At 34.8% G+C, this 14,499-nt stretch carries 15 protein-coding genes; 5 read left to right on the forward strand and 10 right to left on the reverse strand.

Features of this window, described 5'->3' with window-relative positions; translation table 11 throughout:
• Position 1: 1 nt before the first annotated feature.
• The 3 genes from KF896_13105 to KF896_13115 form a co-directional block, all read right to left on the reverse strand.
• Positions 2–2,644 carry a patatin-like phospholipase family protein gene (locus tag KF896_13105; protein ID MBX3044646.1) on the reverse strand — a complete coding sequence of 881 codons (2,643 nt, stop codon included), beginning with the start codon at positions 2,642–2,644 and terminating at the stop codon, positions 2–4.
• Between the two features lie 78 nt (positions 2,645–2,722).
• Positions 2,723–3,001 (reverse strand): acylphosphatase, encoded by a 279-nt coding sequence (locus KF896_13110; GenBank protein MBX3044647.1) that lies wholly within the window; start codon positions 2,999–3,001, stop codon positions 2,723–2,725.
• Positions 3,002–3,008: 7 nt separating this feature from the next.
• Positions 3,009–3,560, reverse strand: coding sequence for a DJ-1/PfpI family protein (locus KF896_13115; GenBank protein ID MBX3044648.1), 552 nt, complete (start codon positions 3,558–3,560; stop codon positions 3,009–3,011).
• Positions 3,561–3,839: 279 nt separating this feature from the next.
• Here KF896_13115 and KF896_13120 point away from each other — a divergent pair, with 279 nt between their 5' ends.
• The 5 genes from KF896_13120 (at position 3,840) to KF896_13140 (ending at position 8,578) form a co-directional block, all read left to right on the forward strand.
• Complete coding sequence (locus KF896_13120) at positions 3,840–4,547, forward strand: RHS repeat protein (GenBank protein MBX3044649.1); 708 nt, start codon at positions 3,840–3,842, stop codon at positions 4,545–4,547.
• Between the two features lie 97 nt (positions 4,548–4,644).
• Positions 4,645–5,382, forward strand: a complete 738-nt coding sequence (locus KF896_13125; GenBank protein MBX3044650.1) for a hypothetical protein — start codon at positions 4,645–4,647, stop codon at positions 5,380–5,382.
• Entirely contained in the window at positions 5,372–6,511 is a 1,140-nt protein-coding gene (locus KF896_13130) for a DUF1624 domain-containing protein (GenBank protein MBX3044651.1), read from the forward strand. Before KF896_13125 ends, KF896_13130 begins: the two co-directional genes overlap by 11 nt.
• 4 nt (positions 6,512–6,515) lie before the next feature.
• Complete coding sequence (locus tag KF896_13135) at positions 6,516–7,700, forward strand: glycosyltransferase (GenBank protein MBX3044652.1); 1,185 nt, start codon at positions 6,516–6,518, stop codon at positions 7,698–7,700.
• On the forward strand, positions 7,697–8,578 hold the full coding sequence (locus tag KF896_13140) for a glycosyltransferase (protein MBX3044653.1): 882 nt from the start codon (positions 7,697–7,699) through the stop codon (positions 8,576–8,578). The genes KF896_13135 and KF896_13140 overlap by 4 nt, the downstream gene beginning before the upstream one ends.
• A gap of 123 nt (positions 8,579–8,701) precedes the next feature.
• Here the strand turns inward: KF896_13140 and KF896_13145 are convergent, their stop codons facing one another.
• From KF896_13145 to KF896_13175, 7 genes are all read right to left on the reverse strand, one after another.
• Positions 8,702–10,414, reverse strand: a complete 1,713-nt coding sequence (locus KF896_13145) for a tetratricopeptide repeat protein (GenBank protein MBX3044654.1) — start codon at positions 10,412–10,414, stop codon at positions 8,702–8,704.
• 29 nt (positions 10,415–10,443) lie between these two features.
• On the reverse strand, positions 10,444–11,364 hold the full coding sequence (locus KF896_13150) for a substrate-binding domain-containing protein (GenBank protein MBX3044655.1): 921 nt from the start codon (positions 11,362–11,364) through the stop codon (positions 10,444–10,446).
• Complete coding sequence (locus KF896_13155; protein MBX3044656.1) at positions 11,354–11,560, reverse strand: hypothetical protein; 207 nt, start codon at positions 11,558–11,560, stop codon at positions 11,354–11,356. The genes KF896_13150 and KF896_13155 overlap by 11 nt, the downstream gene beginning before the upstream one ends.
• A gap of 183 nt (positions 11,561–11,743) precedes the next feature.
• On the reverse strand, positions 11,744–12,538 hold the full coding sequence (locus tag KF896_13160; protein MBX3044657.1) for an energy transducer TonB: 795 nt from the start codon (positions 12,536–12,538) through the stop codon (positions 11,744–11,746).
• A 2-nt stretch (positions 12,539–12,540) separates the two neighbouring features.
• Positions 12,541–13,104, reverse strand: a complete 564-nt coding sequence (locus KF896_13165) for a biopolymer transporter ExbD (protein ID MBX3044658.1) — start codon at positions 13,102–13,104, stop codon at positions 12,541–12,543.
• 55 nt (positions 13,105–13,159) lie between these two features.
• Positions 13,160–13,669: a biopolymer transporter ExbD gene (locus KF896_13170; protein MBX3044659.1), complete on the reverse strand. Its 510-nt coding sequence runs from the start codon at positions 13,667–13,669 to the stop codon at positions 13,160–13,162.
• Positions 13,670–13,704: 35 nt separating this feature from the next.
• Positions 13,705–14,487, reverse strand: coding sequence for a MotA/TolQ/ExbB proton channel family protein (locus KF896_13175; GenBank protein ID MBX3044660.1), 783 nt, complete (start codon positions 14,485–14,487; stop codon positions 13,705–13,707).
• Positions 14,488–14,499 lie beyond the last annotated feature (12 nt).

Consider the following 14,499-nt stretch of genomic DNA (forward strand, 5'->3'; position numbering starts at 1 on the left):
ATTATAGCAAATTAATTCCAATTACAAAATAAAATTCGGTCGGTCCAAATTTAATATCATTGGGATTTTGTGTAAAATAAAAACTTTTACCCAAAGAAAAGCGAGCCGGACCAAGCGGAGTATCAAACGCTAAGCCGGAGCCGGCACCATGCATAAGTCCTGCTAACTTGATATCATCAGGATTAAGCCAAACAGCTCCGATATCATAGCGACCATATAAATAAGTATCAAAATAAAAATCAAAAGGCAATTTGTAAAGATAACTCATACTTCCGCTAAAAATCTGCCTTCCGCGATGCTCCTCTTCTCTCATACCAAAGAAACTCCACTCACTTCCCAGCGTAAAAAATTCCAAAAAAGGTGTTGTAATATCTGCCATGCCAAAAAGAAGTGATGGTGTAATAGTCAAATTGCCAATATTGAAATGGCTTAAGTATTGAAATTTTGCTTTTGAAAAACCCGGATTATCTCCATCCTGAATGATGCTTGATTCCAATGAAATCTCAATCAGTCTTCCATTGGTTGCAAAATACGGACGATTGCGACTGTCAAAAAGTGTCCCAAATTTTGCAGTAGTTAAGCGGTTAAAACCCTGCATAGTATTTTCTTGTCCTATATAATATCTTTGAAACTCATGCCTTAATTCCAAAAACAACCTGCCATTTTTTTCGAGCTGAGTACCGAACAATGACTTGACTCCGGCTCTTTCAGAAAAAATATTAAATTCTCGTGTATTGCCAAAACGCTTACCAAAGCGGGTTTCATCTATTGTATATTCATACATATCGCGATTGACATAATATAAATTTAATCCTGAGCTGAATTTAGATTTAAAAATCCTTGTATTCTCCAAATTTAAACTCGTTTGAAAATAGGATGAAGAAAACACTCCCCTAAGAGTAATTCTGGCACCATAATTATTGAAGTTTTCTTGCACGAAATCAACGCCGGCTTGAGCGTTCCGCTCATTATCAATTCTACCTCCTAATCTCAAGGTTTGATCCGGAGCAGGCTCAGTTCTCACGTTAATATTAATACCATTTTCGGAATTAATTTCAGGAATAATTTCTACATTTTCAAACAAAAGAGTTCCATTCAAATTATCAATTGATTGTAGCAAATCTTTAGCTGTTGCTGTATCTCCTACTGCAAATTCAAGTTCTCGCATTATTAGAAAATCTTTTAAGTTACCATTTCCAGAAAAATGTACTGAATCAATTCTTCCAAGATTACATTTGATATTAATAATACCCTTAGAATTTGTCAATTCTTTAAACGAAGCAAACGAATATCCTTCACTATGCAGATATCTGAGGATTGACTCCTTAAATCCTTCAATTATATCGGGCTTTGCAGGTAAATTAAGGAATTTTTCCGTTAGTCTTTGAAGATTGTCTGAAATGTGGTTTGGCAGATTGCAGTTTATTTTGCTTATTATGTCAAAACTATCTGCATAAACTGTAATAGTATTTTCATTTATATGAATTTTAAAATTTGAGTAATAATCTTCATCAATCATATAAAGATAAAGTATTAATTTGGACAATTCCTTCTTGTTTTCGATTGAAGGAAATACTTCTTCAAGATAATTCCTGTGCAGTTCTGTGAATCCATCATATTTAACAATAAATATATTTTCTTCATTTGGTAAATACACATCATCAATTATTTGCGATATTTTTTTGTAAATTACATCCGTAATTTTACGGCGAATTTCATTTAAACTTTTTTCAAATGATTTCTTTCCAAGCAACACCAAATTATTGATATCATTAAAATTATCATTTGAATAATTTCCCAATTCAGGACGGATGACAACATCGGCATTCATTTCATTTTCAGCTATAAACTTTTCCATAGCAATTGAAAGAACCTGATCAGCAATAGCCCAGGCAGAGCTGAGTTCATTAGCATCGTAAATTGGTGATGTAGTATTGACTGCAATAACAAGCTCGGGCTTGAACTCCATTGCTTGTTTAACCGGCAAATTTGAAAGTATTCCACCATCTACCAAAATCATAGAGTCCATTCTAATAGGTGAATATCTCAGTGGAATTGTAGCACTTGCCCGAACGGCTTTAGACAGGTTACCATTATTAAGGGAAGCAGATTTCCCCGAAACCAAATCCGTTGCAACAGCACGAAATGGAATTTTTAATTTATTAAAATCAGTTACAGGTTGATATGTACCATACCACAATAGCTCTTGAAGAAATTTATCGAAAGCTGTACCTTCTGTTGCTGCTTCCGGAACTACAAAGTTGAATTTATTGAATTTTAAGGTAATGAGACTTCTGTCATAAATCTGCTTTTGGTCTATAAACAACTGCTTTCTTATGTGCGAATTTGATAGAGCTGCAGCTTCCTTCCAATTTGCTGAACTTAGGATACTCTCAAGCTCATCAGGTGTGTAGCCACTTGCATAAAGCCCTCCAACTATAGCACCTATACTTGTTCCAACTAAGTAGTCAAATTTGATACCATTCTGCTGAAATCCCTGAAGAACTCCAATTTGAGCTAAGCCCCTTGCCCCACCACCACTAAGTACCAAAGCAGTTTTAGGCAGCAGACTGTCACGATGCGGAAGTTCAAAAAAAACTTCTGATTTAACTCTGCTACTAAATAGAATAAAACTAATAAACAAGATAAAAAATCTTGTAAAATTTATATGACAAAATTTTGATATTATAATATTATTTTTCAATTTTAAAATGACCGCAAATTACCTGATTGAGAAATTATCAAAAACTTCAAATTCAATAAGATATTTTAAATGCTTGTCAATTATACCGGACCTTGGAGGTCCTTTTGAAGCTATTTGGAATATTAGTTGAATCTGTTCATGAGTTCCGACTGCATATATAAATACTGAACCATCAGGCATATTCCTGACATAACCCTTAAGTCCAATCGAAATAGCATTCTTGTAAACATAATGTCTGAAACCTACACCCTGAACTAATCCATGTATAGTTATTTCGGCGCATTTCACATCGTCCATTCTCTTATTATCTCCCAAACATAATATCATCTGCTACTTTTTCAGCGACAGATTTTCCGAATAATTTATCAATAAGCTCAAGCGAAAACTCAAAAGCAGTACCTGCACCACGACTTGTAATAAAATTATTGCTTACAACAACAGTACCCTCAGAGTAATGTCCGTGTGTAAACTTATCTTTTACTGCCGGATGAGATGTGATATGGACATCATTTGAGAGGAGTCCAAACCTGTCAAATATCAAAGGCGCAGCACAAATCGCAGCTAAATATGCTCTGCCTTTATTTGTTTCAATTATCTCCCGCAAACGAGTACATTCCAGAAGATTTTCAACTCCTTTCATACCTCCGGGAATAGCAATCATATCAAATTCGTAATCATCCTTGATCCTGTCAATCAGAATATCTGACTTTATTTTAACATTACGTGAGCATTTCGCTGTATCAGAAATTCCGGCGATTGTTACTTGAGCACCCGCTCGCCTAAGCATATCAATTATAATTACAGCTTCCATTTCTTCAGTTCCGTCTGCAATCGGAACAAGTACTAATTTGTTCATACCCTTCTCACAATAATAAATTTAAAATTATCTTTCAGAATTATTACATAAATAATACTTATTCAGCTAATTATCAAATTTAATTATAAAAAGCTTAAGTATTTTTGTTATTTTTTTATCACCTCTTACCATTTTGTTTAAAATAGCTTCATATTTTATAATAAAAATTAAAAATAATTTGGTTATTTGCAATATTATAGTTAATTTTCAGATTATAAAAGTGCATTGTATAAATATTTTTTAAAAATTTTGACTACAAAATTCAAATATTGCATAATTTTGTCTCTGGCTTTGTTAATAGCTGGATGCGACGGAGTTGTTAATCCTGTATCAAGTCCTTCGCTTATAATTAAAAGTCTTTCAAAATGGAAAGTTGACACTCTATCAGATGTAAAACTTTCCAGAGTTATGTATAAAGAATTTGATATTAGTGGCAATGTTATAATTCAGGAAGACTTCTCTGATGACGGAATAATCATTTCTAAATCAACTTATTCTTACGAAACGAATGTCGGAGTTGAGTTTAAAAGCACATTTGATGAAACCGGAGAAAAAAAATCCGAAAAAAAAGTAGAATATGAGTATGACAAAAACAGGCGTGTTATCAGGCAAACTAATTATAATACAAACGGTTCAGTTGAGAATGTTTTCACTTTCACTTATGATGAATTTGGTAATGTAATCAAAAGAACAATGACTAATGGCAGTTCTGTTGACGATAATCTCAACATTGATTATAGTTACAGCCAAACCGGTGAACTTATCGAAAAAGTTACAAAAAACGATGCAGGCAACCTCTCAAGAGACAGTATTTCTTATATTTCAACTTTAAGAGTGGTCAATATTTTCAAATTTAATTCACAAGGATTATTGACTAATATAATAACATATCATTATAATTCACTTGGCAATATTACTGAAGAATATATATATACCGGTGAGAGAAAGTTATTGAAGAAGTTTATCTACGAATACGTTTTTTTCTAAAATAAAGTTTTTTTTGTGCTTTAGTTACCAAAATTATGGTTAAGACGTTTCTTTAGTGGAATGTCTTATTTTTTTTATTATCTTCGAAAATTTAATATTGCAATATCGCATTTTAATATATTTAATTTTAGCACTTCTTACCCTGAGTTGCTCACACTCAGGCAAGAAGGATTATACCAAAAGGCCCTTAAGAATTTTATTCATAGGCAATAGTCTCACTCATTACAACAGTGGTCTTGACAACATGATGAAAAAGCTTTTTGAACAGTCACAACCGGAAATGCTGATATATTCCGAAAAAGTAGCACCTGGTGGAGAAAGACTTTCGGGACATTTTTCAAAGGGCAAGGCACTAAAGAAAATTCGTGAAAAAAAATGGGACATAGTCGTTCTTCAGGAATATAGCAATGGTCCTATTGTTAACACAGAGGATTTTTATAAATATTCCAAATTATTTGTAAACGAGATTCGCCGCAATGGTGCAAACGCTATATTTTATATGACTTTCAGCTACAAAGACAACCCCGAAATGGGACCGATAATATCGAAATCCTATATGACAGTAGCATCAGAATTGGGATGCGATGTTGTACCGGTTGGTATTGCCTGGCAAAAAGTGATTTCTCAAAAACCTGAAATGGAAATGTATACTGATTTTAAGCACCCAAGCCCGAATGGGACATATCTGGCGGCTTGCGTTTTCTATAGCTTTCTAACCGGTCAGTCCGCATCTAATTCGCATTTCATAAATAATCTTGATGCTGAGGATGCAGCTTATTTACAGGATGTAGCATGGAAAACTGTATCAGAATGGAAGGATTTTGATGCAAAATAATCAAACTACAACATTAGACCACAGCAAGCAATCCAGCAGACTTCTGTTTATTGATGTTATGCGTGCATATGCAATCCTTATGATGATACAGGGGCATTGGGTTGATGCAATGATAGAACCTGCACTCCGAGACAGCTCCAATTGGATTTTTGCTTGGTGGGACCATATGCGGGGAATTACAGCACCTGTGTTTTTCTTTTCTTCGGGAACTATTTTTTCATACTTACTACTAAGAAAAAAACTACCAATTGCTGAAAATGATCGATTTTTCAAAGGTATCAAAAGAGTATTCCTACTCCTGCTGATTGGCTATTTACTTAGATTTAATCCAAGTATGCTTTTTGATTTGGATAATTTCAGCTTTACTAAATATTCAAATTCATTTGCCGTTGATGCTTTGCATTGTATAGCATTCGGACTGGGACTTGTCATCATCAGCTATTTATTACATAAAATTACAAGAGTATATATTTGGATTTACTTCTTTATTTTTGCATTTATGTCATTTTATTTGTATCCTGAATTCAGATTTTTCGACTGGTTGAATATTTTCCCGCTGCCAATAGCAAATTATTTTACAAAAGAGTATGGCTCCGGCTTTCCAATAGTGCCATGGGCTGGATTTGTGCTTTGGGGAGCTTTGCTTGGATATTTGCTTTCCAAGCGGGTAAATATAGCATTTAACAGAATTTTTGCCCTTGTTATGCTTGCACTTGGATTATTACTCAGATATTACAGCGGTTCGATGCTCGATTTTCTCTTTAATATCACAGGAGATTCAAATTTTCATTATTTGCTTCATCACAACTTTTTATACTTTCATCTTGGAAATACGTTTATAGTTTTAGGCATTCTTGCATTAATTTCAAATTATATCAAAATACCGCCAATTCTGTCATCCGTCGGTAAGAAAACAATGATGATTTACGTAATTCATATTTTTGTTATTTACGGTACAGCTTATAATCATGGTTTTCAATATTATATTGGAAAATCTCAAAATTACACAGAAGTTATTATATCAGCAATCGGAATTGTATTATTTTTCATTTTACTTGTTTATGTTTGGGAAAAAGTAGAGAAATTACTTGTGATTAAATATCCAAAATATTTCGGAAAAAAGTTATAATTATATGGGATTAGTCGGGAAGAAAATATTATATGTCTGGAAAAGCCGATTCCCATGGGATATTCGCATTGATAAAGTATGCAGTTGCCTTGCTGATACCGGAGCGAATACTACTTTACTTGCCCTTCATAATGAAGAAGAAAAAGAAAGAGAAAATTATAAAAATTTCAACATTATAAGGAAGGGAAAGGGATTGAGTGGAATCAAAACTCTGCCTGTTCCATTTAATCCATTTTGGTACAATGCTGTTTTGGAATCTGCTAAAGAGATTCAAGCAGATTTGATAATAGTCCGTGAGATTATGATAGCAGAGCAATCTGCAAAAGCCGCCCAAAAGCTTGGAATTCCTGTAATTATGGATATGGCGGAAAATTATCCTGCACTAATGAGACTTTGGAGAAAATACCGCACAGGAATCCTTAACCGCTTTCTATTTCATTTTTTAGGTGTAGCTGAATGGACTGAAAAATTATCTGTAAAGCTGATGGATGGGATCATTGTTGTCTGCGAAGAGCAAATTCAAAGGCTGAATTCAACTTATAATTTCCCAGCCGAAAAGATTTCCGTTGTGCACAATACACCACCAAGATCGTTTGGAGATTATTCACATAAATCAAAAAATGATAAAAATAAAATTGCAATCTGTCATCATGGTTACCTAACTGATGAGAAAAAAATTACACCGTTTTTAAAATCTTTACTTTTAATAAACAAGCATCATACAAAATTCAATTTCGTAATTGCAGGTACAGGTGAATCACTTGATGAACTTATTCAAATTCATCAATCAGCAAGTGCTCCAAAAAATATAATATTTTCAGGAGCTTATGATTATACTTCACTACCTGAAATCATTTCTAATTGTGATTTTGGAGTACTTCCTTACGAGCATAATGATTTCAACAACTTCACAATTCACAATAAAATATTTGATTATTTTGCTTTCGGTAAGCCTGTAATAGTTTCGGATGTGCATCCTTTGAAGCGAATAATTGAGGAAACCGGTGCAGGAATTGTAGTAGATTTCAGAAATATTGATTCTGCTGCTGAAACTATTTCGCAAATTGATACATTAGATTACTCAAGAATGTCCGAAAATGCCAAAAGTGCATTTAATAACAAATATAACTGGGATTACGATTCTCAAATTTTAATTGATTTTATAAATAAATTTCTGAATAAAATATGAACATAAGTGCAGCTATAGTTACATACAACAGATTAGACTTTCTAAAAAAGCTGATAATTGCTCTAAACAATCAATCCCGAAAACCTGATAGAATTATAGTAGTAAACAACTCCTCAACTGACGGTACTTCTGAATTTCTTGAAACTTGCGACGGAATAGAAGTCATAACACAGCCAAATTGGGGAAGCTCAGGCGGGCAATTTACATCAGCAAAATATTGCTACGAAACCGGCTCTGAATGGATTTGGCTTATGGATGATGATGTCATTCCGAGAACGGATGCACTCAAAAATTTGCTTGCCGCTATTGACGAAAATCGTATTCACGTGCCTCTCAGGCTTAATCCGGACGGAAAAGTAAATCAGGGCGATACATTGGAGCTGAATTATTCAAATCCATTCAAAAGTATCTGGAAAAGGATAATTGATGCTGAAATTCCAACCGAAAGAATAATCCCTGCTGAAGGGATAACATTTGAAGGACCGCTCTTTCATCGGAATTTAATCACCGATATCGGACTGCCAGAATTTGGATTCTTTATCTATGCCGATGATACTGATTTTTTTTCTCGTGCAGTTAAAAAAGGATACAAGAGTTTCATTATCTCAAACGCTGTTTCGGACAGACTGCTTCCTGTGGGCGAACTTGGCAGGTTCGATTGGAAAACATATTATATGATAAGAAATCAGATTGCCCTCGATGTACTCAATGCACCTTTTGAAGTAAGAGTTATGAGACCATTTGGCTACCTTATTTCGTGGCTTAGTCGCGCTAAAGGATTATCCGAGTACAAAACAGTATTAAAAGCATTTTTTGATGGCTATTTTTATAAAAAGCATGACAAAAATATTGAATTTGATTTGAAAATTAATGGATGAGTTTACTTCATTTACTTAATATCAATAAAAATTAAACCCACAATCATAAAAAAAATGTCACTCTGAGCTTTAGCTTCAAAATGACATTTTTTCAAATTCAAATTTCAGAACTTTATTCAGCAACTATTGACATTGACCTGCATCTTCGAGAGATTTCAAATTTTTAGATGCACTGGCATTTTTTGGATCGAGCTTTAATACTTTTCTGTAATTTGTGCATGCCAGTTTTCCGTTGCTTAAATTATGATAAGCAATAGCAGCATAAAGATAAGCAAAAGGTTCATTTTCGTAAACTTTCGCCCAGTCTTCAGCAATTTTTGCCACTTCATTGAATTTCTTCATATCCAAATACATACCGGCTAATTTACTGTAAGCCTGAGTAAGAACAAAACCATTATTAGCAGTATCTCCTTTAGCAATTTCTATAGTACTTTTAAAAATGCTGTCAGCTGCATTGAAATTTTCGAGCGAAGCAAACGCATCGGCAAGTGATATTCTGGAAAATAAGAATTCGTTGTTGGCTTCAATTGATTTTTGCAAAGGTTCAATTGCTCCCTGAGCATCACCGGACTGAATATGCGATAAACCCAAATAATAATATACTATATGCTGATATTCGTCTGTACAAGCTCCAACATTAATTCTTTTGTTTAGTACAGCTATTGATTTGTCATAAATTTTCAATTTTTGATATAGGATACCCATTTGATTCATAATTCTGCAACTTGCTTCCGGGTCAACTTCCACAGCTTTTTCCCAAATTTCAAGTGCTTTCAGAGTATCATCAAGCAGTAAATGAGCTTGTCCCCAACGTTGAATATCAATTGCCGGTAAAGCTGTATCTTGCGAAATAAATTCAAACTGTTTAACTGCTTTGTCATATTGCTTTGTATCAAATAAGCACAATGCTTTTAAATAATTTGCTTGTTTACGAACTGAGTCAATCTCGCCTGCTACAATATCAAGGTGCTTAATAGCAGAATCACAGGCACCAATTTTCTCAAGTGATTGAGCTAAATACCATCTGCCAAGTGAGCCGGAAGGACGCAGTATTACAAAATTATTTAATGATTTAGCTGCATTTCCATATTGACCACCAAAGAATAGCAAACGACCTTGCTCATAGAATGCACGTGCATTATTTGGGTCTTGTTGAGTAATTTTGTTCCACTCGTCAAGAGAGCGGTTATAGAGTTCATTCATCAATTCCTGGTCAGTTTCCTGATTTCCAAGCCTGAAATATGCAATAGCAAGCTTTACGCGGGCATCTACATTTTTGTCATCAAGAAGAAGAGCTTCTTCAAAATTCATTCTTGCAAGCTCAAAAACTCGCTGACGAAGATATAAATCCCCTAAAGCAATGAATGCGGCAGGTGACTTCTTGTCAAGTTCACGTGCCTGAGTAATTAACATTTCTGCTCTATTAAGTGAATCTGTACGCAAATAAGCATTGGCTAATTCAAGATATACAGATTGATCTTTTTGATTTTTTTTGACACCTTCGATAAGAAACTCGATAGCTTCATTGTGCTTCCCTGACATAGATAATGCTCTGCCATATTTATTGAGGGCATTGATATTCTTTTTATCTGAATTATACGCTTTCTGGTAGGCATCATAAGCTTCATTCAATCTATCCATTTCTATAAAAACATCGCCGGCAAGCAGCAATATTTCAACATCTTTTGGATTTTCTTTTACTGCATCCACAGCATAATTCACAGCACTTTCGTAATCACGTGCAGATACGGCTTCTTTCATCTTGTTTGCTGATTGCGTAAATGCATCAACTGTTGCAAAAATTAAAATTGCCAGTAATACTAATTTAAATTTCATCTTTTAACTATACCTTTTAATAAATGTTATTATTTTTCTTGTCTAAGTTTGAATTTGGCATATTCAGGAACTATGCCTTTATCCAATAAATACTTCTGTACAACTGCCTCTTTGGAAAGATATGAAGCAAACCAAAAAAATGGGGCAGTTTTATTATCTTCTTTAATATAAACTCTGATTTTGGAAATATAAGGATACTTTCCCTGTACGATAAATCCCTGATGAACTACCTGCGGAAAAATCCTTGTTCCATTTTGATTAATAAAACCAATTTGAAGCATTTTGAAATCACTGTTTCCATAAATTTGGGATAAATATCCAATTCCTATTACATTGGAACTTTGAGATACATAATCCATAACCGAGTCAATTCCATTAAAGGTATTGATATATTTTATTAACTCATTGCCCTTTAGTACTAAATTTTGCAGATTTGCAAATTCTGAGGAATTTGTAATATTTGATGCAAATTCAGGTTCTTTATTTAAAACAGGGAAATAGTCGATTAATTTTTTTCTGCCGCTGAGCACTCCAACAAGTTGCTTGTCGTTTAAAGTATCGAGCGGAAAATCATTTTTGACAAAGAAAACAAGAGCATCAGAAGCGATTATCATCTCAGGTCTGTCAACATCGTATGCTTTCATCAATGAATCTTCGTCTTTAAGGAATGACCTTGCAGTTATAATTGCATCGGTTTCTCCTGAAAGAAGAAGAGCCATTGCTCGGCGGGCGTGCAGGACTTCTAATTCAAGTTCTATTTTCGGATAGGCATTTGTATATAATGTAAAGGCAGAATCCATCAGCCCGTAAAGTGATTCATCACAGACTACATTAATTTTACCCGCGTTAATTGAGCCGTATCTCTCTCCTGCCATCTCCTCACGCTCGACATTACAGGATAGAAGGGATGTCAAAGTTAGCAACATTATTATGAACTTTTCAGTTTTCATCATCTTCCTCATCTAAAAATTTGTATCTTTTCTCTTGAGAGTAATACATAGTAAGACGATATAAACCAAAAAGTATAAACACTGACCCGAAAACAATTCTCATTTGAGTGTCAAAATCTTCTAAAATGACACCAGTGGCGATTAAAATTCCCAGAACGACAATCAAACCGCGTATAGAGTAATTAATGATTCGCATCAGCATATTTTCAACTTTATTAAAATGTAAAGAGGTATTACAATGCCTGATTTTCCAATTTTATTATAACTTACATCAATGCACTAAAGCATTTTTCTGTTAAAGTCATTTCAAAATGGCAGTAAGCCACTGTAATACCTCTTAATATTATTTAAATAGATAACATACAAACTTTGATAAATTTTATCTTAGCCTGAAAGTTATCGGAATACTAACCCAGCAAGTAATTGGTTGTCCATTCTGAATAGCAGGTGTAAACAGACCATAATCATTAACAGCTTTAATTGCGGCATCGTTGAGCATGACATTATCAGAATCTTCTATAACAGAGCGGCGGACTTTACCGTCAGCACCAACAAGAACTCTGACAATTACTCTTCCCTCAATACCGGCACGTCGAGCCATATCAGGATAAACAATACTTTTCTGCAATTTGGCAAGGTCAACCTGTGGGTCTTTTTCAACAGCGATGAAGGCATCAATATCAGGCTCTTCTTCAACTTGCTTTTTGATTTCCACTCTTGCGTTTCTATCCAAATCAATATTACCTGCAAATCCACCAAGGTCAATACCATCACCGCCGACCGATGACGCACGGGATAGCTCGTCCATTTTCGCAAATTCTTTCATATCTGCAGAAATCTGGGCATCAGGTACAGCGATTGGAGTACCTGCGCGCGAAGCAGGACCTGTTTCGTAAATCATCTGTGGAGGAGGTGCAGCTTCTAAAGCCTCAGCATCCTGCGGTGGAAGATTTTCGAGACTGAGTTTGACAATTGGAGCCATAAGAGGTACCGCATTTCGTGCAGCCTCCTGACTCTTTGAGATAAAATAATACGCTAAAAGTAACAATATTACAATTGAAGCAGTAATTATGAATCCTTTATAGGTATTCTTTTCAATCCACGCTTTAAGTTCTACGGCACCATAACCGGATGGCGTAGGGATTTCTACTGCGATATTTGCTGATTTTGACATAATTATAACTCCGCTATTTTTGCTATTTCGTCTTCATTCATAGGAGCAATCGTAAATCTGCGTTCTCTTTCAGTAGGATTACCGTTCTCATCAATTTTCTTAGCAACTTCAGCAGTTATAGCAATTTCAGCAAGGTTCAATTCATCAAGAATGCTTACAACAGTACCATAACTTGCATTTTCAGATGGCTTGAGAGCGGTAATTAATTTATTCATTACATCAGGCTTAAGATTTTCCCTTTCGGCAAGACCTTTTAGCTGTTTAAGCTCAATTTCAGTCGGGTCTTCCTGCCCGTGGGCATAGAAAAGCTTATTATCATCCCTGACAAAAATCGTAAGAAGCATTGACTCGCCAACTTCGATTTCTGTTTTTTCAGGTGGTACCGACATCTCCATAGTTTGAGGAGTAGCCATTGTAGTTGTAAACATAAAGAAAGTCAAAAGCAGGAATGTAATATCCACAAGTGGAGTCATATCCAAGTGGAAACCTACTCTTTTTAGTTTCTTTCGTTTACTGGCTTTGCCTCTTTTAGATCTTTCAACTTTAAGTTGACCACCACCGGCCATTTTATTATCTCCTTAATTATATTTTAATCATAAGACGATTAAATCAATAAATTAGTTACTGTTTTTTCTCGGTTACATAGTCAAATTTTGTAGCAAAATTACTTCTTAGTACATCCATAGCATCACTTATCCATTTGAAGCGAAGTTTTTTATCGGCATCAATTGCAAATTTTGTTTCAGGACGAATCCTTTTTGTATTTTCAATTAATGCATCAAGTACTTCAAGCGAAACTTGAAGCTGAGCTTTTCCTTTTAGCTCTTCAGGCACCGCTGCAGTAGCAGCCCAGATTTGCTCTCTATCAGCTTCATTAGCAACTTCATAGTAATAAGTAGTATCTGTAGTAACCGAATCAACAGCTATTTTTATAATCGCAACATCACGGTCCGGTACTTTGGAAGTATCGGCAGTAACTTGTGGTCTTTCAATTACGAATTTCTGCTCACTTTCAGCTTGTGACTTAAATTTTGCAGTAAACATAAAGAAGGTCAACAGCAAGAAAGTGATGTCCACAAGCGGGGTCATATCAATTACAAACCCCGTTCTTTTTGGTTTATTTTTAGGCACAGAGTCATCTCCTTCTGTGTTAAGTTATGCAAAATTTAGCTTTTAATTCTTACAGTGAAAATCTGAGTAATACTTAAAATCGCTTCGTCAATCATATAAACAAAAGAGTCAACTTTAGTTGTGAAGTAGTTGTAAGCTACGATTGATATGATAGCGCCTAGGAGACCACCTGCAGTATTATAAAGTGCTTCAGAGATACCAATCGAAAGCTGAATAGCTGATACAGTACCGGAAACGGCAAGTGCCTGGAATGCACGAATCATACCAAGTGTTGTACCAAGAAGACCTACAAGTACAGCAACAGATGCAATAGTTGATAGAATTACAAGGTTCTTTTCAAGAAGAGGTGTTTCGAGGTTCATAGATTCGTCAATAGCTCTCTGAACTTCAGAAACTTTTTTCTCACCCGGAAACTCAGGGTCATTCTCAATTTCTTTAAATCTGATAATTGCTGACCTAAGGACATTAGCCATAGAGCCGCGTTGTTTATCACATTCGGCAAGTGCTGCTTCCAAATCTCCTTTTGCAAGAAGGTTAGTAACATTTTTTATGAAGTTGGCAGGGTTTCCTTTACCTTTGGCTTTACCTATTGAGAAGGAACGCTCAAATGTAAATGTTATAGAGATTAGCACGAAAGACAACAAAAGACCTACAAGAGGACCACCGGTATATATTGTACCGTATATATTGCCATTCTTTGGCTCATGCTTGATTTCGGGATCATTAAAATTGTCAGGATTACCTAACACAAAGAAATAAATCATGTACGCTACAAAAAGCGAAAGTGCTATCACTATAGCATTAAATAAGTTTTTCATAGAAACAAACTC

The organism is Ignavibacteriota bacterium (assembly GCA_019637995.1).
Lineage (GTDB): Bacteria > Bacteroidota > Ignavibacteria > Kapaibacteriales > UBA2268 > JANJTB01.